Annotated in this window: 15 protein-coding genes; 10 read left to right on the top strand and 5 right to left on the bottom strand. The window is 58.6% G+C overall.

Annotated features, from left to right (window positions below; genetic code table 11):
- Positions 1 to 92: 92 nt before the first annotated feature.
- Together MSNKSG1_RS11585 and MSNKSG1_RS11580 are read right to left on the bottom strand one after the other, a co-directional pair.
- Positions 93 to 1,205 (bottom strand): branched-chain amino acid ABC transporter substrate-binding protein, encoded by a 1,113-nt coding sequence (locus MSNKSG1_RS11585; protein WP_008939462.1) that lies wholly within the window; start codon positions 1,203 to 1,205, stop codon positions 93 to 95.
- Between the two features lie 178 nt (positions 1,206 to 1,383).
- Positions 1,384 to 2,292, bottom strand: a complete 909-nt coding sequence (locus tag MSNKSG1_RS11580) for a tetratricopeptide repeat protein (protein WP_008939461.1) — start codon at positions 2,290 to 2,292, stop codon at positions 1,384 to 1,386.
- A gap of 203 nt (positions 2,293 to 2,495) precedes the next feature.
- Between MSNKSG1_RS11580 and MSNKSG1_RS11575 the strand changes: the two genes are divergently transcribed.
- The gene (locus MSNKSG1_RS11575) at positions 2,496 to 3,080 is read left to right on the top strand and encodes a MarR family winged helix-turn-helix transcriptional regulator (RefSeq protein ID WP_008939460.1); all 585 of its coding nucleotides are present in this window, start codon (positions 2,496 to 2,498) and stop codon (positions 3,078 to 3,080) included.
- A gap of 20 nt (positions 3,081 to 3,100) precedes the next feature.
- On the opposite strand, the gene lon is transcribed toward MSNKSG1_RS11575, so the two are convergent.
- Entirely contained in the window at positions 3,101 to 5,551 is a 2,451-nt protein-coding gene (lon, locus tag MSNKSG1_RS11570; RefSeq protein WP_008939459.1) for an endopeptidase La, read from the bottom strand.
- A 236-nt stretch (positions 5,552 to 5,787) separates the two neighbouring features.
- On the opposite strand from lon, the gene trxA reads away from it, so the two are divergent.
- Positions 5,788 to 6,651 carry a thioredoxin gene (trxA, locus tag MSNKSG1_RS11565; protein WP_008939458.1) on the top strand — a complete coding sequence of 288 codons (864 nt, stop codon included), beginning with the start codon at positions 5,788 to 5,790 and terminating at the stop codon, positions 6,649 to 6,651.
- Between the two features lie 60 nt (positions 6,652 to 6,711).
- Here trxA and MSNKSG1_RS11560 read toward each other — a convergent pair whose 3' ends face one another.
- Positions 6,712 to 8,076, bottom strand: coding sequence for a KamA family radical SAM protein (locus tag MSNKSG1_RS11560; RefSeq protein WP_008939457.1), 1,365 nt, complete (start codon positions 8,074 to 8,076; stop codon positions 6,712 to 6,714).
- A 659-nt stretch (positions 8,077 to 8,735) separates the two neighbouring features.
- Here MSNKSG1_RS11560 and aceE point away from each other — a divergent pair.
- From aceE to MSNKSG1_RS11545, 3 genes are all read left to right on the top strand, one after another.
- Positions 8,736 to 11,399 carry a pyruvate dehydrogenase (acetyl-transferring), homodimeric type gene (aceE, locus tag MSNKSG1_RS11555; protein ID WP_008939456.1) on the top strand — a complete coding sequence of 888 codons (2,664 nt, stop codon included), beginning with the start codon at positions 8,736 to 8,738 and terminating at the stop codon, positions 11,397 to 11,399.
- A 10-nt stretch (positions 11,400 to 11,409) separates the two neighbouring features.
- A complete protein-coding gene (aceF, locus tag MSNKSG1_RS11550; RefSeq protein ID WP_008939455.1) occupies positions 11,410 to 13,065 on the top strand; it encodes a dihydrolipoyllysine-residue acetyltransferase in 1,656 nt (551 codons plus the stop codon).
- A 112-nt stretch (positions 13,066 to 13,177) separates the two neighbouring features.
- On the top strand, positions 13,178 to 14,560 hold the full coding sequence (locus MSNKSG1_RS11545) for an NADH:flavin oxidoreductase/NADH oxidase family protein (protein WP_264622971.1): 1,383 nt from the start codon (positions 13,178 to 13,180) through the stop codon (positions 14,558 to 14,560).
- 65 nt (positions 14,561 to 14,625) lie between these two features.
- Here the strand turns inward: MSNKSG1_RS11545 and MSNKSG1_RS11540 are convergent, their stop codons facing one another.
- Entirely contained in the window at positions 14,626 to 15,753 is a 1,128-nt protein-coding gene (locus tag MSNKSG1_RS11540) for a DcaP family trimeric outer membrane transporter (protein ID WP_040886865.1), read from the bottom strand.
- Positions 15,754 to 15,913: 160 nt separating this feature from the next.
- On the opposite strand from MSNKSG1_RS11540, the gene MSNKSG1_RS11535 reads away from it, so the two are divergent.
- The 5 genes from MSNKSG1_RS11535 to astD all read left to right on the top strand — a co-directional run bounded on the left by MSNKSG1_RS11535 (position 15,914) and on the right by astD (position 22,390).
- Entirely contained in the window at positions 15,914 to 17,365 is a 1,452-nt protein-coding gene (locus tag MSNKSG1_RS11535; RefSeq protein WP_008939452.1) for an exonuclease domain-containing protein, read from the top strand.
- A gap of 93 nt (positions 17,366 to 17,458) precedes the next feature.
- Complete coding sequence (locus MSNKSG1_RS11530; protein ID WP_008939451.1) at positions 17,459 to 18,673, top strand: aspartate aminotransferase family protein; 1,215 nt, start codon at positions 17,459 to 17,461, stop codon at positions 18,671 to 18,673.
- A gap of 23 nt (positions 18,674 to 18,696) precedes the next feature.
- Positions 18,697 to 19,713: an arginine N-succinyltransferase gene (locus tag MSNKSG1_RS11525; protein ID WP_008939450.1), complete on the top strand. Its 1,017-nt coding sequence runs from the start codon at positions 18,697 to 18,699 to the stop codon at positions 19,711 to 19,713.
- A 28-nt stretch (positions 19,714 to 19,741) separates the two neighbouring features.
- Entirely contained in the window at positions 19,742 to 20,869 is a 1,128-nt protein-coding gene (gene astA, locus MSNKSG1_RS11520) for an arginine N-succinyltransferase (protein ID WP_008939449.1), read from the top strand.
- A gap of 39 nt (positions 20,870 to 20,908) precedes the next feature.
- Entirely contained in the window at positions 20,909 to 22,390 is a 1,482-nt protein-coding gene (gene astD, locus MSNKSG1_RS11515; RefSeq protein WP_008939448.1) for a succinylglutamate-semialdehyde dehydrogenase, read from the top strand.
- Positions 22,391 to 22,393 lie beyond the last annotated feature (3 nt).

Below are 22,393 nucleotides of genomic sequence, written 5' to 3'. Positions count from 1 at the left end.
AGGGGAGAATCGACGGGAACCTAGAAAAACACCTTCTCCCGGATCGCGGTGAGAAGGTGCTCTCATTATTACCGTTAGTTAACGATTTTGGCTCATTTTACCGGAGTTTTCGTGCCATCTGAATGCCAACGGTATACGACAAAGTCAAAGGACTTGAGATCACCTTTCTTGTCGTACTGAACGGTACCGATCGGAGTATCGAAGCTGCCGCTGCGAAGTGCTTCGGCTACGTCAAACGGATCGGTTGAATCCGCTTTTTCGATGCCATCGGCGATCAGCTGAACCGCAGTGTACGAGGTCAGCACGAAAGGACCCGTGGGATCTTCGCCGGCATCCTCGAACGCCTTGACGAGATCCTGGTTCTCGGACTTCTGGTCGAAGCTCGGGGGCAGGGTGACCAGCAGGCCTTCAGCCGCATCGCCGGCGATGGTGTTGATGTCTTTGTTACCAACGCCCTCGGGGCCCATGAACTGGGCGTCAAGACCGGCCTGTTTTGCCTGACGCAGAATCAGGCCCAGCTCCGGGTGGTAGCCGCCGTAATAGACATAGTCGACGTCCGCCTGCTTGAGTTTGGAGATCAGCGAGGAGAAGTCCTTGGCGCCGGCAGTGATACCCTCGAACATGGCGATATCAACGCCTTTCTCTTTCAGGGTATCGCGTACTGCGGTGGCGATGCCTTCACCATACTGCTGTTTGTCGTGAATGATCGCGACACGCTCCGGGTTCTGGCTGGCGATGAAGTTGCCGGCAACCGGCCCCTGCATGCTGTCCAGACCAATGGTCCGGAAAACCAGCTCGTAGCCACGGTCAGTGATGTCCGGGTTGGTGGACGCCGGAGTGATCATCAGCACGCCTTCATCTTCGTAGATGTCAGACGCCGGCTGGGTGGAACTGGAGCAGAGATGGCCAACCACGAAACGAACGCCATCGTTTACGAGGCTGTTGGCAACGGTGACGGCCTGCTTGGGGTCACACACGTCATCGTATTCAACGCCGACGAGCTTTTCGCCCATGACGCCGCCATTTTCGTTGATACGCTTGATGGCCATGCGCGCACCAGAAAACTGCATGTCGCCATACTGGGCAACGGGTCCGGTCATCGGACCGGCAATGCCGATCTGGATTTCTGCAGATGCCTGGCCAGCGGCCATCAGGGCAACGGAGGCGCTAACAGCGGTTGCGAGTTTCTTTACTGAGATTCTCATTGGGTCAGTCCTGTTTGGTTCAGGGTTATTCTTGTGTTCTCAGAGCGTTAAACAAACACCACGCACCACCCGTTGTCAAGCAGATCGGGCCAGTGTTTGCTCCGGAACAGGGCATTGCCCAGCGGCAATGTCATCGACATCGGGCGGAGAAGCAAACAGCGTGCCGCTCCGGATTTCCTTATGCGTCTGTCGACTCATCCTGATCGGGGAACACCAGTGTGCGGAAGCTTTCATGTTCAAGCAACTGCTCAAAGCTCGGGTCGACGGAGGCGTCATCCCGGTAAGCCTCGGAGATGTCGATCGCCTTCTCCAGCGTGCTGACAGCGTCTTCCCAGCGACCAATCTCGGCATAGGCGCAGGCCAGCTGATAGTGCGCGTGGCCGTTATCAGGGGCCAGTCGCAGTGCACGCTGGCACAAACTGATGGCCCAGAGGGGTTCCTGCATCTCAAGAACCGCGTCGGCTTTGTAGCTGAGCGCCTCGACGTCGTCGGGGCGCATGTCGAGAATGCGGTCGTAGGCGGCGATCTTGTTCTGCTGGGATGTTTCCTGGCTTGCCTTGAGCCAGAGCGAGTGCACCTCGTTGGTGCGCTCGATTTCTTCCTGGTTCTGCTGGATGATGTCTGATTTCTGCTGAAGCTGCTCCTCGATGGACTTGAGGCGGCTTTCATACTCGACCACCAGCTCGTTCACCCGCTTTTCAGCCACGCTGCCAAGCTGATTTCGCATGTCCCGGATCGAGTTCCACCCTATGACAACCAGGATCGAGGTTGCGCCGGCGATGAGATAAAAGAAGTAGGTGACGGTATCGGTGGCGTAGGACATGCTCTTGTCTGCCACTGAGAGCTCCTTGTCGACGACCTTCTCAATGAGTTCCGCCCGGGTATTCTGGATTTCCCTGCGAAGGTCTTTGGTTTCCTGGAGCAGGTAGCTCTCCACAAACGGCGTATACATGGGTTTGTCCAGATTCTGGATCCGCTTCTGTACGTCCGCGGCGGTGACTGTGTTGTCGGGCGTTGTCTTTTCCTGAGCCTGCAGGGTGCCGGCCATACCAAGCAGTACGAAAAGGGCGACGAGATGTCTGGTCATCGGGTTTCGTCCGTTTATCAGAAAATGAAGAAGGTCATGACCTTAGCATAGTGGCTGCGAGAAGAAACGCCGGGTTGCAGATGGGGTGGGGCAGTCACTTTTGCCGGTAAAACCCACTACTTGCATTCCGCGGTGCAAAGACCTCTAATAATTAGTGGTATAAGCAAGTCACTCCATGGCAGAGATAACGAAAAACGAGGCAGATGCTGATGTCCAGTCCGAAGACTGTGAATGCCAACTCGTCCCAGACCAGTGATCAGGCCGGGAATACGGACCGGAGCCGGAGTAACGTCGCGAACAACTACGAGCAGGTGCTGGTGGCGTTGCGGCGAGTGATCCGGGCGACGGATCTTCATTCCAAGCGACTGAGCAAGCACGTTGGCCTGACCGGTCCGCAGCTGCTGATCATGCGCACCATCAGGGATCTCGGAGAGGTGACCATCGGGACCATCGCTGACAAGGTGAGCCTGAGTCAGGCGACCGTCACGACCATCCTGGACCGGCTGGAGCATCGTAAACTCGTCTACCGGGTGCGCAGCACCAAGGACAAACGCAAGGTGCACGCTCACCTGACGGAGGAGGGGGCTGAGATTCTGGCCCGGGCCCCGAATCCGCTCCAGGAAGACTTCATCCAGAAATTCCAGAGCCTGCATGAATGGGAACAGACCATGATTCTGGCCTCCCTGCAGCGCGTCGCCAACATGATGGACGCTGACGACATTGATGCGTCACCGGTGCTGACTGTCGGCTCTGTTCTGAAAGACGACGGCTGGAAGGGGAAAGGCTGACCGCCGCCTTTCCCCTGGATTCAGTGTACCGAGGATTTCGACTTTGGCTTGTTGCCGAAGCACACCTGGAACACATCGTTGTAGTGCCTGGCGAAATTCACCGTCAGGCCTTCCCGGAGATAGTCCGGTAATTCCTCGTAGTCGCCCCGGTTGGCTTCCGGCAGGATCAGGTTGTCGATTCGTTGCCGCCGTGCCGCGATTACCTTTTCCCGAATGCCTCCCACCGGCAGCACCTGGCCGGTCAGCGTCAGCTCGCCGGTCATGGCCACGTTCAGTTGCGGTGCTTCCCGGCGGGCTATGGACAACAGCGCCGTCGCCATGGTGACACCGGCGCTTGGTCCATCCTTGGGGGTCGCGCCCTCGGGTACGTGCAGGTGCACGAACGACTTGTCGAAGAATGTCGGATCGCCCTTGAAACGCTTCAGATTCGAGGACACGTAGCTGTAGGCGATTTCTGCCGACTCCTTCATGACATCCCCGAGCTGGCCGGTCAGTTTGAAGCCCCGTTGGCTGCTGTGGATGCGAGACGCCTCTATGCTGAGGGTTGCGCCGCCCATTGCAGTCCAGGCGAGACCGGTCACCACGCCAATGCCCTTGAGGGATTTTTCCCGGCGAAACGCCGGTTGACCGAGATAGTCGGGCAAATCAGCTACACCCACTTTCACCGGTGTGTCCGGATGATCCAGAAGCTTCACGATGCCCTTGCGAATGATCTTGTGCAGGAGCTTTTCCAGGCTCCGGACCCCGGCTTCCCGGGCATAGCCTTCGATCACCTGCTTCAGCGCCGCGTCGCTCACGTTCAGCTGTTTTTTCAGCAGTCCGGCCCGTTTCAGTAATCGGGGCATCAGGTGATGTTTGGCAATGGCCAGCTTTTCTTCGGTGATATAACCGGACAGGCGAATCACATCCATCCGGTCCAGCAGTGGCCTGGGGATGGTATCCAGCTGGTTCGCGGTACAGATGAACAGCACCTTGGACAGGTCCATGCGGACATCCAGGTAGTGGTCCAGGAACTCCCGGTTCTGCTCCGGATCCAGGGTCTCGAGCAATGCTGAGGCGGGATCGCCCTGGTAGGACGCCCCGATCTTGTCGATTTCGTCCAGCATGATCACCGGATTGGCGACCTTGGAATCTTTCAGGGCCTGGACAAATTTACCGGGCATGGCGCCGATGTAGGTTCTCCGATGCCCTTTGATCTCAGCCTCATCGCGCATGCCGCCAACACTGAACCGGTAGAATTTCCGGCCGAGTGCATCCGCCACCGAGTGGCCGATGGAGGTTTTTCCCACGCCGGGAGGCCCGACCAGAAGCAGGATGGAGCCGCTGACTTCCCCCTTGAACGTGCCTTCGGCCAGAAACTCGATGATGCGGTCCTTGACGTCGTCGAGGCCATCGTGGTCCCGGTCCAGGATACGTCGAGCTTCGGCAAGATCGAAATGGTCCTCGGAGAACTGCCCCCAGGGGACCTGGGTGATCCAGTCCAGGTAGTTGCGGGTCACGCCATATTCCGGCGAACCCTGTTCCAATACCTGCAGCTTCTGGAGTTCGTCCCGATAGCGTTCGAGTACCGGCTCGGGCGGGTCGAGTTTGGCCATGCGCTCCTCGAACCGCTCGGCATCGGCGGTCTTGTCGTCCTTTGCCATGCCCAGTTCGCGCTGAATCACTTTCAGCTGCTCGCGGAGAAAAAATTCCCGCTGGTGTTTCTGGACTTTTTCGTTGACCTCCTCGCTGATTTCGGACTGCAGCCGGGCGACTTCCTGCTCCTTGCGCATCAGCAGCAGAACCTTTTCCATGCGCCGAAGCAGCGGAACAGTATCGAGAACATCCTGTAGTTCAGCCCCCGGGGCGCTGGTCATGGACGCGCCAAAGTCGGCCAGGGGGGAGCTGTCATCCGGGCCGAAGCGGGACAGGTATTGCTTCACTTCCTCGCCGTAGAGAGGATTGGTGCGCAGCAGTTCCTTGATGGTGCTGATGATGGCCAGGGTGTACGCCTTGAGTTCGTCGGCGTCCTCCTCGGGCTCTTCGGGGTAATCGACCTCCACCAGGTAGGGCGGTTTGCGGCGCAGCCACTGGACGATCCGGAATCGCTGGAGCCCCTGGGCGATGAACTGGACCTTGCCGCCTTCCTTCTGCGCGTGATGAACGCGGACGGCGCAACCCATGGTTTCCAGGTCTGCGCTGTCCGGAATACCCTGTTCGGCGTCGTGCTCTTCGACGTAGCAGATGCCCAGAACGTGGTGGTCGGTTTCGCCCACCCGTTTGAGGGTTTCGTGCCACGGGTCCTGGTTCACCATCACCGGCTGCACCTGGGCCGGGAAAAAGGGCCTGTTCGACACCGGCAGGACATACATGCGCCTCGGCATCGTCTGCTGGGGCAGGGCGAGACTTTTACTGTGTTCGTCCTTGCCGATGTACTCGGTCACGTCCTCTTCGAATTCCTCAAAGCTGTCTTTGCGGTGCTTGTCATTCATGCCGTGATGTGTCCATCCTGAAGGTTGTCGTCGGGCGGGCAGGATTAACAGTCCTGGTCGTTGGCCCGCACCATTGTGTTACTAGCCTATCTAGCGGCGATTACGGCTATTTCAAGGATTTGGTTTCACGGCGGGCTTTGGAGTTCTGTCGCCAGTGGCGCTTGATTTTCCGGGCGCCGGCCCCATGAATCAGTCAGATTCATTCACGCAACGCATTTAACGGTTCGGGTACCCCAATGAGCAATTCGCCGTATGTTTTCGATGCCACCATGGAGAATTTCCAGCAGGAGGTGATGGATGCCTCTGCAACAACGCCCATCCTGGTCGATGTCTGGGCGGAATGGTGTGCGCCCTGCAAGCAACTCATGCCGCTGCTCCAGAAGCTGGCAGATGAGTACGCAGGAGCCTTTATGCTGGCCAAGGTGAATGCCGATGAGCAGCAACAGCTGACCGCCAGCCTGGGTGTCCGGAGCCTGCCAACCGTGATCCTGGTGAAGGATGGCCAGGCCGTGGATGGTTTTAACGGCGCACTGCCCGAGAGCGAGATCCGCAAGGTGCTGGACAAGCATGTTGAAGCACCGAAGGAAGACCCCTACGACAAGGCTCACCGGATCTGGGAAGAGGGCGATGCAGAAGGCGCCCTGGCGATCCTCTCTGAGATGAACCAGAAAGATCCCGAAAATCTGAAAGTCCTGATTGATCTGGCCCAGCTGAAGGCGGAAATGGGCGACCTTGAGACCGCAGAGCAGGTGCTCGAGAGCCTGCCGCCGGAAGAAAAGATGCAGCACCAGGCCAAGCAGCTGGCGGCGCGAGTGAAGTTCCTGAAACAGTCGGCGGAGCTGCCTCCGGTCAAGGATCTGGAAATGGCGCTGGAGCAGAATCCGAAGGACCCGAACGCACTGCACCAGTTGGCTTTGCATCGTGTTTTGCGAGAGGAAAACGCGGAAGCCATGGATCTGCTGATTCGGCTGATGCAGGCTGACAGCACCTATAAGGACGGTGTTGCCAGGACGACCCTGATCGAGCTGTTCGATAAACTGGGCAACAACAACCCGGATGTTCGGACCTATCGCCGGAAGCTCTATACGCTCATGCACTGAGTCTGAAATAAAAAAAGCCGGACATGTTGTCCGGCTTTTTTTGTTTCAGGGCAGGGTATTTTACCCGTTGCCCTTCTTCATCTGCTCGTACTCGTCCTCGAAGAAGAACTTTTCCTCTCCAAAGGCCGGTTCCAGCTCGTGCAGCCAGGTGGCTGTTTCGCTGTATTTGGCAAAGAACGGACGCTGAACCCAGTCGGGATTGCGACCCTGGAGGAAGCGCAGTACGAAGACTTTTTCGCCCTTGATTTCGGTGATGCCCTGGATCTCGACCTTGCCGGGGCCGGCGCTCATGGAGGGGCCGCGGGCGGTGCGGGCAAGTCCGCTGACCTGCTTCATCGCCTCCCGGTAGATGTGATAGGCCTCTGCAAGGGGCACCTCAAAGTAGTTCTTGGCGCCGGTATCCCGCTCGACGAACATGTAGTAGGGGATGATGCCCAGCTTCACTTCCTTCTTCCAGAGCTTGGCCCAGGCGTCGGCATCGTCGTTGACGTGTTTGATCAGCGGGCCCTGTGCGCGGATTTCGGCGCCGGTCGCGCGGATCCGGCGAATGGCCTCTTCGGCGATGTCCGTGGTGATCTCCTGCCAGTGGTTGTAATGAGCCATGATCGCCACGTGCTTGCCGGCGTCAACCAGTTTGGCAAACAGTTCGATCAGTTCGTCCGCGTCCTTGTCGGTGACAAACCGGTACGGCCAGAAGGTGAGGGCCTTGGTGCCGATCCGGATGGTCTGGATGTGGTCGAATTCCGGCTCCAGCAGCGGCTCCAGGTATTGGACCAGGTTCTTGGTCTTCATCACCATCGGGTCGCCGCCGGTGACCAGCAGGTCGGTCACTTCGGTGTGTTCTTTCAGGTAGCCGTGCAGCTTCTCGGCTTCGGTGCTGGACATTTTCAGGTCCTTGTCACCGACAAACTGGGCCCAGCGGAAGCAGAAGGTGCAATAGGAGTGACAGGTCTGGCCCTGGGCGGGGAAGAACAGCACGGTCTCGCGGTACTTGTGCTGCACGCCGTCGAGCACTTCGCCGTCCAGTTCCGGCATGTTCATTTCCATCTGGCCGGCCGGGTGCGGGTTCAGCTCGTCCCGGATCTCCTTGGCGGCCGCCTGTATTTCCTTCTTGTCCGCGCCGTCCCGGTGAAGTTGTGCCATGCGCTCGAAATGTTCGTCCTTCAGCATGCCCTTCTGGGGGAATACCAGCTGATAGATCGGGTCGTTCGGTACCTGGTCCCAGTTGATCAGTTCATTGATCACATACTCGTTGACCCGGAAAGGCAGCACGCTGGCCACCACTTTCATTTCGAACAGGGTTTCTTCGGGAAGGTTCTGGATGATGTCGATCTTGTCGAGCTGGCGGTCTGTGTAGACCTTGAAACGCCGCTCCTCGAATTCCGTGACAGGAATGCGGTTCGGAAACGTGACGATGGAGTTCATAGATCGCCCTCTGTCGTGTGTCGGACTGTGGGAAAAGTGGTCTGACCACTTTTCTTTGGTTAAAAATCGGGCAGCGCAGTATACATAAAAGGAAATTTATTTTCAGGTCTAATTAAAAAGTCGACGATGGCTGGGTCGGATAAAGGTTGGATAGACTGATAAATAACTGAAAATAAAGGCTTAAATTCCATGTGAAAATATTCTCCTGCAGATGAAGCATTTAGAGGTGCTATGCATTCAGTCGTTTGTTATGCATTAAGACCTTCGTCTGAGCCTGGTTGTCTGATGGTCCGAAAAAGGTCATTCTTGCGTAACTAACCGAAAAGAATGCCGTAAAAACGGCCGATATCGGGTCAATCGGTTGTTGAAGTGACTTAAAAGGTAGTAAAAATACGAAAATAACGTTGCGTTGCAACGTACAGTCCGCTGTCCGCGCACACGGAGGTCAAAAGCCCGTTACCGTACGCCGGCTCAGCAGGAAAACTGTGAAAGCTGTTCTATGCTTGATGGAAGTTCCGGGTACTGGACGGCAGTACCGCTATCAGGCTGATACACCCATAACAACACTCTGCAGGTTACGCAGTTTATCGACACCGCACCGCGCAGTGGCCGCTGATCGTGGCCCGCGCTGCACCTTTTGATGCCAAGGGGAGGGTTTGATGTACCAGGACGATGATCCCATTGAAACCAGTGAATGGCTTGATGCGCTTGAGTCTCTGATCGAGAACGAAGGCGTGGACCGGGCCAAATACATTCTGGAGCGACTCTCCGAGCGCGCCAGTCGCGATGGCACGGAACTGCCTTATTCCATTACCACGCCTTTCAGGAATACCATTCCGGTGACCCAGGAAACCCGGATGCCGGGTGACCTGTTCATGGAGCGTCGTATCCGCTCGCTGATCCGCTGGAACGCGATGGCGATGGTTGTCCGGGCGAACAAGCGCCCCGGTGACCTCGGCGGGCACATCTCCACCTTCTCCTCGGCCGCCACTCTTTACGATGTGGGATTCAACTATTTCTTCCACGGTGGCGACGAAAAGCGTGAGTCGGATCTGGTGTATTTCCAGGGCCATGCTGCGCCGGGTATTTACGCCCGCTCCTTCCTGGAGGGCCGGTTCACCGAGGAGCAGCTGGATAAATACCGGGAAGAGGTCGATAGCGGTGGCTTGTCGTCCTACCCGCACCCCTGGCTGATGCCGGATTACTGGCAGTTCCCCACGGTCTCCATGGGCCTCGGGCCGATTCAGGCCATCTACCAGGCGCATGTCATGAAGTACCTGCACAGTCGGGAACTCATTGACATGGACGGTCGCAAGGTCTGGGCCTTTGTCGGCGACGGCGAGTGCGATGAGCCGGAAACCCTCGGCTCGATCTCCAAGGCCGGCCGGGAAAACCTCGACAACCTCATTTTTGTGGTCAACTGCAACCTGCAGCGGCTCGATGGCCCGGTTCGAGGCAATGGCAAGATCGTTCAGGAGCTCGAAGGTGTGTTCCGGGGCGCCGGCTGGAACGTCATCAAGGTCGTCTGGGGCCGGATGTGGGACCCGCTGTTCGAGAAAGACGAAGACGGCATCATGCAGCGCACGATGGACGAACTGTGTGACGGGGAACTCCAGAACCTGACGTTCAAAGGCCCGGCCTACACCCGTAAGGAATTCTTCGGGCGATACCCGGAGTTGTCCAAGCTGGTTGAAAACCTGTCTGACGACGACATCAGCAAGCTGAACCGGGGTGGCCATGACCCCTACAAGGTGTACGCCGCTTACCACAAGGCCGTGAACCAGGCCAATGGCAAGCCGACGGTCATTCTTGCCCACACCATCAAGGGCTATGGCTTCGGTGCGGCCGGCGAGGCGCAGAATACGGCGCACTCCCTGAAAAAGCTCGATATCGACACGCTAAAGGCGTTCCGGGATCGGTTCGGCGTGCCCCTCAAGGACGACGAACTGGAAGAGGTGCCCTACTATCGGCCGGCACCGGACAGCCCAGAGCTGGTGTACATGAAAAAACGGCGTCAGGACCTGGGCGGCTTCTATCCCAAGCGGATCAAGGACTGCCAGCCTCTGCAGATTCCGGATCTGGATATCTTCAAGCAGGTCCTGGAGGGTTCCGATGGCCGTGAGATTTCCACGACCATGGGGTTCGTCCGGATCCTCAGCGCCCTGGTGAAGGATAAGCGGATCGGCAAGCGGGTTGTTCCCATTGTGCCCGATGAAGCCAGAACCTTCGGTATGGAGGGGATGTTCCGTCAGCTGGGTATCTACACCTCCGAGGGGCAGAAGTATGTGCCCCAGGATCGTGACCAGATCATGTATTACCGGGAGGACAAGAAAGGCCAGATCCTTCAGGAAGGCATCAACGAAGACGGTGCCATGGCGACCTGGATGGCAGCCGCGACTTCCTACAGCACCAACAACTTCCCGCTGATTCCGTTCTATGTGTTCTACTCCATGTTCGGTTTCCAGCGTGTCGGCGACCTGGCGTGGGCATCGGGCGACATGCAGGCCCGGGGCTTCCTGATCGGCGGTACGGCCGGACGTACCACCCTGAATGGCGAAGGTCTCCAGCATCAGGACGGTCACAGCCACGTGCTGGCCAATACCATTCCCAACTGCAAGGCCTACGACCCGGCCTACGCCTATGAGATGGCGGTGGTCATTCGCCACGGTATGAAGGAGATGTTCGAAGACAATCAGAACGTCTACTACTACCTGACCATCGAGAACGAGAACTACGAACAGCCCGCCATGCCGAAAGACTGCGAGGACGGCATCATCAAGGGTATGTACCAGTTCGAGTCGGTCGAAACCAAAGGCCGGAAGAAAACGCCGAGGGTTCAGTTGCTGGGTTCTGGCGCCATTCTCAACGAAGTCCGTGCGGCAGCCCAGCTGCTCAAGGACGATTGGGGCGTGGCCTCGGATGTCTGGAGTGTCACCAGTTACAACGAGCTGGCCCGGGACGGTCAGCATGTGGAACGCTGGAATCACCTGCACCCGGATGACAAACCGAAAAAGGCCTACGTGACCCAGATGCTCGAGAAGCAGCAGGGGCCGGTGGTATCGTCCACCGATTACATCAAGCTGCATTCCGAGCAATTGCGTGCCTTTATTCCCAAGACGTTCATGACGCTGGGCACGGACGGCTTCGGACGAAGCGATACCCGGGAGAAGTTGCGTAACTTCTTCGAGGTGGATCGTTACTATGTGGCAGTAACCGCTCTGGCGGCTCTGGCAAAAGATGGCGAGATCAAGCAGGACCAGGTTCTCGAGGCCATGCGCAAGTACGGAATCGATCGCAACAAAACGAACCCGGTGCAGAGCTAAGGAGACCGCCATGAGTGAACAGGAAATCAAGGTTCCCGATCTCGGCGGTGCAGACGAGGTCGAGGTTATTGAGGTTATCGTCAGTGCTGGCGATTCCGTTGAGATGGAAGATCCGATCCTCACCGTGGAGTCCGACAAGGCCTCCGTCGAGCTGCCGGCGCCGGTTGCCGGCAAGATCACCAAGGTAACGGTCAAGGTCGGCGACAAGGTCAAGGAGGGCGATGTCGTTGGCATGATCGAGGCGTCCGGTGAGTCTGGCGGATCCGACGACCAGGAGGAGCCTCAGCAGGAGGAAAAAGAGGAGCAATCGGACGAGACGCCAGAAGCGGAGGCCGAAGAGAAGCAATCGGCGCCGAAGAAAAAATCTGGCGGCAGCCGCAAGGAGACCGTGAAGGTTCCCTCGCTGGATGGCTTCGACAATGTGCCGGTGATCGAAATCAACGTTTCCGAGGGGGATACCGTCGAGGTTGAGGACGGACTCGTCACCGTGGAATCTGACAAGGCCACGCTGGAGGTACCGTCACCCTACGCCGGCAAGATCGAAAAGATTCTCGTAAAAGAGGGTGACAAGCTTTCCGAGGGCGACGACCTGCTCGAAATGACCGTCGAGGATGAGGGCGGTGACGAGGAGGAGGAAGCGTCTTCCGAGCCCGCGCCGAAGAAAGAGTCAAAATCCGAAGGCGGATCGGGTGCCAAACCTGAGAAATCGGAGGCGCCGCAACCCCAGGGTTCGACCTACGAGCCGCCCAGTCCGGGCACGAAAGTGCATGCCGGCCCGGCAGTGCGCAAGCTCGCCCGCGAACTGGGTGCGGATCTGACCCGGGTGAAGGGCAGTGGTCCCAAGGGCCGGATTCTCAAGGACGACGTGCACGCCTATGTGAAGAGCCAGCTCCAGCAGGCGCAGCAGGGCGGTGGCGTTGCGACAGGTTCGGGTATCCCCGGTGTGAAGTTGCCGGACTTCAGCCAGTTCGGTGAGGTGGAGCGCGAGTCGATGTCCCGCATGATGTCGGCCACCGCCACCAACATGCAGCGCAGCTGGCTGAACGTGCCCCACGTCACCCAGTTCGATGAAGCCGACATTACCGAGATGGAGAGCTTCCGCAAGGCGCAGAAGACGGCGGGCGAGAAGAAGGGTGTGAAGATGACGCCGCTTCCTTTCCTGCTGAAGGCCTGTGCGGCAGCGCTTGCCGAACTTCCCCAGTTCAACGTGTCGCTGGACATGGAGCGCAAGGAAGTGGTGCGCAAGAAATACATCCACATCGGTATTGCAGTGGATACGCCCAATGGTCTGATGGTGCCGGTGATCCGGGATGTCGATCAGAAGGGTCTCTGGGAGCTGGCGGCGGAGAGCGCCGAGCTGGCACAGAAGGCCCGGGACAAGCAGCTCAAGCCTGCCGAAATGCAGGGCGCCTGCTTCACGATTACCAGTCTGGGTGGTATTGGCGGTACGGCTTTCACGCCGATCGTGAATACGCCGGAGGTGGCGATCCTGGGTGTGTCCAAGGCGGCGATGAAGCCGGTCTGGGACGGCAGCGACTTCCAGCCACGACTGATGTTGCCGCTGTCGCTGTCCTATGATCACCGGGCAGTGAACGGTGCCGATGCGGCCCGGTTTACCAACCTGCTGACTCAGCTGCTGGGGGATATTCGGACTCTGCTGCTTTAACAGTGGTCGCTGAACCCGCTCCCAGCCTTTGAGTTGTGGGGCGTCGAGAGGCGGGACACGCAATTCAGGACACGCTACGAGCACATCCATGTGCGCTTGTTTCGGGCCGTCCATGGCCCTCAACAGTCCTGAATTGCATGCCTCGCCTCTCGCCGTTCTGACGTCGGTTGAGCCAATGCCTCCCGATGCGGAGGAACGCACTATCAGCCTCATGGAGTTATCCGACATTATTGAGGCCACCATGAAACCCGCAGAAATTCTCTCCCAGCCGCTCACGCTCCCCAACGGTTCCGTTATTCCCAACCGCTTTGCCAAATCCGCCATGAGCGAGACGCTCGGGACGATCGATAATCACCCCACCAGGTCGCTGGTAAGGCTTTACCGGGCCTGGGCAGAGGGAGGCGCCGGCCTGTCGATCACGGGAAATGTCATGATCGACCGTAAGCACATTGGTGAACCGCAGAATGTGGTGGTGGAGGATGAGTCGGATCTTGGGTTGCTGACTGCCTGGGCGGAGGCCGGAAAGGTTGGCGGTGGTCAGATCTGGGTGCAGCTGAATCATCCGGGCAAGCAGAGCCCGCGGATGCTGAACCCGGATCCGGTTTCCCCGAGTGCTATTCCGTTCCGCAAGGAGCTTCAGGGCATGTTTGCGACGCCTCGCGAACTCACCCCGGCGGAGATTGAGGACATAGTCGAGCGCTTTGCCCGAGGTGCTGCGGTGGCGAAGAAGGCCGGGTTTGACGGGGTTCAGATCCACGGTGCCCACGGCTACCTGGTGAGTCAGTTTCTTTCGCCGCACCACAATCAGCGAACGGATGAGTGGGGCGGATCCGCCGAGAAGCGTCGCCGGTTTGTGCTGGCGGTCTATCGGGCCATCCGGGAAGCCTGTGGGCCCGATTTTAATGTGGGGATCAAGCTGAATTCGGCGGACTTCCAGCGTGGCGGCTTCACCGAGGAGGAGTCGCTGGCGGTCATCGACTCGCTGGCGTCGGAAGGCATCGATCTGGTGGAAATTTCTGGTGGCAACTACGAGAACCCGGCGATGGCGAAAGGCGGTGACTCGGGCCGGGTGAAAGAGAGTACCCGCGCACGGGAGGCGTATTTCCTGGCCTTCGCGGAGCAGGTCCGGGCTCGTGTGGCTGTGCCATTGATGGTGACGGGCGGCTTTCGCACGGCAGAAGGGATGGCACAGGCATTGGAGTCCGGTGCAACCGATCTGGTCGGACTGGCGCGACCTCTGGTGGTAGAGCCTGATCTGCCGCTTCGTATTCTCGGTGGGGAGCCGGTTGTGAGTGCCGTCCGGCCGATTCGGACCGGCATTCGTATGGTCGATGATCTGGCCCTGATGGAGGTCAGCTGGTACGCGCGTCAGATCGGTCGCATTGCCAGAGGCAAGAAGCCCAGGAAACACGATCGAGGTGTGTTGTCGCTGGTGGAAGTGCTTGGAGTGATGGCTACCCGGGGAATGAGGACCCGCCTGCGGGCCGGTGAGTAGGCCATAAACGCAAACACCCCGGCCGGAGCCGGGGTATCTGCTGAGTTAACTTCTAACAGGAAGGATTAGAAGTTGTACTGCGCAGCGAACATCAGGCGGTTTGCATCACTTGATGTGCCGCCGTAGGTCTCTTGGTCGAAATAGGCGTATTCAACGCCCATCATGACACTTTTCACCGGCGTCCACATGTAATTCAGCATAACGTTCTGGTTGGTTTCTGGATCAGCGTTGGTAACTGCGCCAGCGTCGAACGCATTGTCCAAATCCAGCTTGGTCATGCCGTAGCCGAGGTTTACACTCCGGCCACCACCAAGGCTCAGACTTACGCCGACCGATCCGCCATAGCCAGCGATGGTTTCAATGTTGTTGCCGTCCATGTAAGCGCTAGGACCGTAGTAGTTGCTCCCGGAGCGCCACAGATAGCCGCTTGCACCGTCAGTGTAGTTCAGAGCGCCTTGTACAGAAATCATGTCGCTCAGTTTCATTTTGGCTGCACCGAATACGGCGTAGCCCATAGCGCTGTCATCGTTGGTGCCATCATCGGATGTGACTTGGCTGACCAGCGCTGCCGCTGAGTATGAAAGAGCGTCTGCAGAATCCTGAAGGCGTGCTGTCAAAGCGGGGGCAGAAGTTCTTCCAGTTCCGCCAATGATGCTCTGAGAGCTTGGATCTTCCAGAGAGAACGACAGAGGACCGGTAGTGTAGCGGATCTGCTCAGTACGATCCTGGCTACCTGCTGTGCCAGCCAAGCTGTCGAAATCCAATGTCGGGGTGTTGCCTACAAAGCTGACATAGTTGGACCAGGTGCGGCCAGCCAGGAAACCCTGGTAGGTACCGTAGGCGTGGCGCATACGAAGGCTCCCAGCACCGTTTCCAGAGCCACGGAAGTCGCCTTCAATATTGACCATTACGCCGGACGCGTGAGTTACCTTGATACCAACACGGCTCTGTTGCACATCTGCGCCAAAGTGGCCTTCGATGTCTTGGTTAGCTGGCGTGAAAGAACCGGCGCGAGTGGATACAGCGCGGTTGTCGTTCAAATCATAGCTCATGTTCAGGCGAGCATAGCCGTAGAGGCTTGCTTCGACGTCGTCACCCACGTTAAGGGAAACGGCGCTGGCTTGAGAGGCAACGCCCATCACTGCCGCTGCTGCCGTCGCACGAATTGCAATTCTTAGTTTGTTACTTTGCATTGTTGTCTCCACACACTTTTTGTTGTTGGACCCAGAAACAAGGTAGTTACGAATCTGTGACAATTCAAATAAAATTGCAGTTTATTTAGACCAATGTCTATAGGCAGATTTCGTTGTTATACAGACATCTGCAGTTGACCTTGCAACGTAATCCTGTCTTATGACCTCCAAAAGTACATGCCTCAACGATTTCCTCTTTGCTTTTCTGGATATTGAGACTACGGGCGGTAACTCCGCCCGCGATCGCATTACCGAAATTGGTATCCGTTTCTGGAAGGCCGGGACGGTGGTGGGGGAGTGGCAGACGCTGATCAATCCGGAGACCCGGATTTCGCCGTTTATTGAGCAGCTTACCGGCATCAACAATGCGATGGTGGCGCAGGCCCCGGTGTTTGCGGAGATCGCCGACGAATTGGAAGAGCAACTTCGGGGATGTGTGTTCGTCGCCCACAATGCGCGATTCGATTACGGCTTTATCAAGTCTGAGTTCCGGCGACTGTCGCGTCCGTTTTCGGCGCGGGTACTGTGCACCGTCAAGCTGTCCCGGCGACTGTATCCCCAGCATCGCCGTCACAACATGGACGCCCTGATTGCCCGGCACGGCCTGGCGAAAGTTCAGCGCCACCGGGCCATGGGTGATGTCGCGGCGATGCTGGCGTTTTTCGAGCACAGTCTGGCGGAGCATGGCGAGGAAAGGCTGGAGCAGGCGATCGGGGCGTTGCTGCAAAAGCCCAGTGTGCCGTCGCACCTGCCCCCGGAGATCATGAAGGAGTTGCCATCCGTTCCTGGTGTTTACCGGTTCTATGGAGAGAACGATGTGCTGCTCTATGTGGGCAAAAGCACCAACATTGCCCAGCGAGTCGCCTCCCATTTTTCCGGAGACCACCAGTCGAGTCGTGGGGTCCGGATGTCCGAGAGTCTTCGCCGTGTGGAGTGGACAGAAACCGCCGGCGAGCTGGGTGCACTTTTGCTGGAGCTGAAGCAGATCAAATCACTGAAACCGCTGTTCAATCGACGCTCCCGGGCCGCAAAGAGCCTGGTCAGTATCGAACTGGTGGCCAATCCGCAGGGCTACCTGCAGGCGCGCCTGGTGCGGGAAATCGATCCCGGGCGGCTCGGAGACTATTACGGACTGTTCCGCAGCAAGCGGGACGCGGAGCGGGCGCTCAGTGGCATTGCTGCCAAAAACGACCTCTGTAACCGGTTGCTCGGGCTGGAGCCGGCTCATGAGGGGCCCTGTTTTCAGCGGGCTCTTGGCCGTTGCCAGGGGGCCTGCGAAGGGCTTGAAGATATCACCCGGTATAACCTGAGGGTGCAGATCGCGTTCCATGGCCTGCGGCTGAGAACCTGGCCCTGGGATGGCCCCGTCGGCATCATCGAACATAACCCCCGTCGTGAGCGCACCGACATCCTGGTGGTGTACAACTGGATTCACGTGGGGACAGTGCACCATGAAAACGAGCTGCATGACCTCTGCCTGGGTGGCCAGTCGGTGACCTTCGATCTCGATTCCTACAAACTCCTCGTCAAGACGCTGATGGGGCAGAATGTATCCTCTCAATCCATTGTCGAATTGTCGAAAACAGGTATCCCGGATGTGATGATGCCCTGACTGGCGTATCATGAATTCGTCCGCACTCCTACCTAGTGCGACTTTTCGGTGTTGCCTGCTATGTTTAAGTCTGAAATCCGTTGAGAGAGATCTATGAATAAAGAGCCCGTTAACCGCGAACTGTTTGATGAAGTCATGGTGCCCAACTACGCCCCCGGCAAGATCATCCCGGTGCGTGGAGAAGGCTCACGGATCTGGGATCAGGACGGTCGGGAGTTTGTGGATCTCCAGGGCGGAATCGCCGTGACCTGCCTGGGTCACTCCCATCCCGGACTCGTCGGCGCCTTGCAGGAGCAGGCTGAAAAGATCTGGCATCTGTCGAATGTCATGACCAATGAGCCAGCGTTGCGACTGGCCAAGACCCTGTGCGACCAGACGTTTGCCGAGCGCGTGTTTTTTGCCAACTCCGGCGGCGAGGCAAACGAGGCCGCGTTCAAATTGGCCCGTCGCTATGCGTGGGAACACTTCGGCCCGGAAAAGAACGAAATCATCTCGTTCAAGAACGCCTTCCACGGCCGGACTCTGTTCACGGTCAGCGTGGGCGGCCAGCCAAAATACCTGGAAGGTTTCGAGCCGGCGCCGGGTGGTATCCATCATGCCGACTACAACGATCTTGATTCCGTAAAGGCGCTCATATCCAAAGAGAAAACCTGTGCGGTTGTGGTCGAGCCGATCCAGGGCGAGGGTGGCGTTCTGCCGGGTAACCCCGAGTTCCTCGAGGGGCTTCGGACCCTGTGTGACGAACACGACGCGCTGCTGGTGTTCGACGAAGTACAGACCGGCGTCGGCCGGACCGGCCATCTCTACGCCTACGAAATGTATGGCGTGGTTCCGGACATCCTCTCCACGGCCAAAGGCCTGGGCGGTGGCTTCCCGGTGGCAGCGATGCTGACCACAGAGAAAGTGGCGGCCAGTCTTGGTGTCGGTACCCACGGCAGTACCTACGGCGGTAATGCGCTGGCCTGTGCTGTGGCCCAGAAGGTCATCGATACCGTGAGCCAGCCTGAAATTCTGAAAGGCGTGAAGGCGCGTTCCGAGAAGCTTCGCAAGGGCATGATGGATATCGGCGAGCGTTATGGCGTCTTCAGCGAGGTCCGGGGTGCCGGCCTGTTACTGGGCTGTGTCCTGACCGAGCAGTGGCAGGGCAAAGCCAAGGACTTCCTGAACGCCGGTCTTGATGAGGGCGTGATGGTGCTGGTGGCAGGGGCCAATGTTGTGCGACTGGCGCCGTCACTGATTATTCCGGAGCAGGATATCGATGAGGCGCTGGAGCGTTTTGAAGCGGCCGTGAAGAAACTGACGGCCTGAGTCGAAAACGGGAAGGACGTGGTATGTGGCTAGTCCGTCCGGCCAGGCCGGATGATCTTGATCAGATCCTGGAAATCGCCGGCGAACAGGGCGCGCGGTTGTCCTCCACGCTGCCGAAACAGCGCGAGGCGATGGCGCAGAAAATCGAGCACTCGTGCAGGTCCTTCGCGGGGCAGGCCACCGAGGATGCCCCGGCCCGATTCCTGTTTGTCCTGGAAGACATCGATTCCGGGGCCATCATGGGAACTGCCGGCATCGACGCGCGGGCCGGTAACGGTCAGCCTTTCTACAACTATCGCCGGGATGCCCTGATCCACGCCTCCCACGAACTGGGCATTTCGCGCCGGGTCGACGTGCTGTATCCCAGCCACGGCCTGACCGATCAGAGCCTCCTCTGCGGGCTGACCATCAAGCCCGGGTTGCAGGGTACCGATGCCTTTGAATTGCTCTCGCGCTCGCGGATCCTGTTCATGGCCGAGCACCGTAGCTGGTTCCATGCACGGACCGTGGTCGAGATTCAGGGGGTGCAGGAGGATGATGGCCACGTGCCGTTCTGGGACAGTCTCGGTCGCCACTTCTTCAATATGGATTTCCAGACCGCCGACCAATACTCGGGCATCCTCAGCAAAACCTTCATCGCCGAGCTGATGCCGCCCAATCCGATCTATGTAACCCTGCTCAGCCCCCCGGCGCAGGCGGCTCTTGGCCAGCCCCATACCCTGACGGTCCCGAATCTGGAGCTGCTCCAGCGGGAAGGATTCCAGGCGGGATGCTACCTGGATATTTTCGACGCCGGACCGGTGCTCGAAGCCCGAACCGACAGCCTGCGAACCCTGGTCACCAGTCACAGGAAAGACCTGCATGGAAGTCATGACGAATCCGGGGAAACCTGCCTGGTTTCAGCCGGCGAAGGCAGCGAATTCCGGTGCACCCTGACCACGGTTGCGGAGAGCCTTGAGGAGACGCTGAAAGTGCCGGTGCAAACCTGGCAGCGGCTCAACCGGAGTGCCGGAGACACGGTAAGGATCGCGCCGTTATGAACCGAACAACGACGAGAGAGAGCTGGCCATGCTGCTGATACGCCCGCTGCAGGACAAGGATCTCGACGACCTTTACACCATGGCGCTGAACGCTGGAAAAGGCCTGACAACCCTGCCGGCTGACCGTGAGCTTCTGGCGCGGAAGATCGGTCATGCCCGTGAAACCTTCAATCAGCGGTGTGCGCCGGAAGCGGGCCTGTACCTGTTTGCCCTGGAAGATACCGAGTCCGGCCGGACGGTCGGTATCAGCGGTATTCAGGCCCGGGTCGGCCTGGACGAAGTGTTCTACAACTATCGCCTGAGCCTGACGGTGAACGCCTCCCGGGAGCTGGACGTGCACGTCCGGACGCCCACGTTGCATCTGTCCAACGACATGACCGACACGAGCGAAATCTGTTCTCTGCTGCTCTCGGACGATTACAAAGGCGGCGGGAACGGGCTGCTGTTGTCCCGCTGCCGGTTCATGTATCTGGACGAGTTCCGGAAACACTTTTCCGAAAAGGTGTTTGCGGAGATGCGCGGCGTCTCCGACGAATCCGGGCGGAGTCCGTTGTGGGATGCGCTGGGCTGCAAATTCTTCGACATGCCGTTCAGTGAGGCGGACACCCTGTCGGGGCTCGGGAACAAGTCGTTTATTGCCGAATTGATGCCCAAGTACCCGATCTATCTTCCCATGCTGCCGGATTCCGCGAGGTCTGTGATTGGCCGGGTGCACCAGAATACGGCTCCGGCGCTGAAAATGCTGCAGGCCGAAGGATTCAACTTCAACGGGCTGGTCGATATTTTCGACGGTGGCCCGGTAGTCGAGGCCTTTGTTCACAACATCCGCACGGTCCGTGAAAGCATCAACCGGTATGTTCTCGTCACCCACAAACCCATGGACCTGGATGTTCCTCCCGGCGAGCGGGTGATGGTATCGAATCGGGCGTTCCGGGACTTCCGGGTGACAACATTACCGGCCAGTTGCATCGGGCCGGATACGGTGAGTCTGCCCGAAGACGTCGCCCGGGCACTGCAGGTCGAATCCGGCGACTCGGTGCGCCTGGCGCCCTTGAAAGAGGGGCGTACCTGGCCCATCCATGGCAGTGGGACCAATGGCATGTCGGACCTGTCCGGACGGGGCAGGCCGCATCGCAGTCATTCTTCATGGGATTGATCAATCCCTGATGTATCTTTAGGACAATAGGGAGGCGCCATGGCGAACCTGAACCTGACCGGCGAACTGTTTATCGGTGGCCTGTGGCTGACCGGCCACGGAGACTATTTCGAATCCCTGCAGCCGGTAACCGGCGCAACCGTCTGGGATGGTAGCGGCGCCAATCTGGAGGATGTGGATGCCGCGGTGCGTGAGGCCCGTAATGCATTCCTGAAGTGGCGGCGCAAGAGTTTCGCTGAACGCCAGGCGGTCGTGGAGGGGTTCCGCGAGCAGCTGGAAAACCACAAGGAAGAGCTGGCGAATCAGATAGGGCTGGAAACCGGAAAGCCGCTCTGGGAGTCTCGCACCGAGGTGTCTGCGATGATTGGCAAGGTGGCCATCTCCATCAAGGCCTACCACGATCGTACCGGGCGCTCCGAATCGGAAGTCGCTGGTGGCAATGCGGTGTTGCGCCATCGTCCCCATGGCGTCGTTGCCGTGTTCGGCCCCTACAATTTCCCGGGCCATCTGCCCAACGGCCACATTGTTCCGGCCCTGCTGGCTGGCAATACCGTGGTTTTCAAACCCAGTGAGCTGACCCCGGGCGTTGCCGAGATAATGGTGAAACTCTGGGAAAAGGCCGGATTGCCCGATGGCGCTATCAATCTGGTTCAGGGCGCCAGCAACACCGGTAAATCCCTGGCTCGCCATCCGATGATTGACGGTCTGTTTTTCACCGGCAGCTCGAACGTGGGACACCTGCTGCATGAACAGTTCGGCGGTCAGCCGGAAAAAATCCTGGCGCTGGAAATGGGCGGCAACAATCCGTTGATTGTTCAGGATGTCGCCGATGTCGACGGAGCCGTTCACCACGCCATCCAGTCGGCATTCCTGTCCGCCGGCCAACGCTGTACCTGCGCCCGTCGCCTTCTGGTGCCCAAGGGCAAGAAAGGCGATCACTTCCTGGAACGACTGGTCGCCGTGGCCAGTCGCATCCAGGTCGGCGAATTTGATGCCGAGCCACAGCCCTTCATGGGGTCGGTCATCTCACCCGAGGCTGCTGACAAGCTGCTGGCGGCTCAGGCAAGCCTGCTTGAACAGGGCGCGACACCCTTGCTGGAAATGCAGTCGCTGCGGCCGGATACCGGCCTGCTGTCTCCCGGCATCGTGGATGCAACCGGCCTTGACGTGGCGGATGAGGAATTCTTCGGACCGCTGCTCACCGTCTATCGCTACAAGAGCTTCGACGATGCGCTGGAGTTGGCGAACAATACCCGCTATGGCCTCTCTGCCGGGCTGTTGTCCGATGACCGGAAACTGTACGAGCGGTTGGTTGAAGAGATCCGGGCCGGCATCGTGAACTGGAACCGGCCGCTGACCGGCGCCAGCAGCGCGGCGCCCTTCGGTGGCGTGGGCGCCAGCGGTAACCATCGCCCCAGCGCCTATTACGCCGCGGATTACTGCGCCTGGCCGATGGCTTCACTGGAAGCGCGCAAGAGCGAAGTGCCAGAGAGCCTGGCGCCGGGACTCAACTTCGATTGAAAG

Source organism: Marinobacter santoriniensis NKSG1 (assembly GCF_000347775.1).
Taxonomy (GTDB): Bacteria; Pseudomonadota; Gammaproteobacteria; order Pseudomonadales; family Oleiphilaceae; genus Marinobacter; species Marinobacter santoriniensis.
The sequence above is the reverse complement of the archived record's forward strand: the minus strand, read 5'-3'. Positions and strand labels throughout refer to the sequence as shown.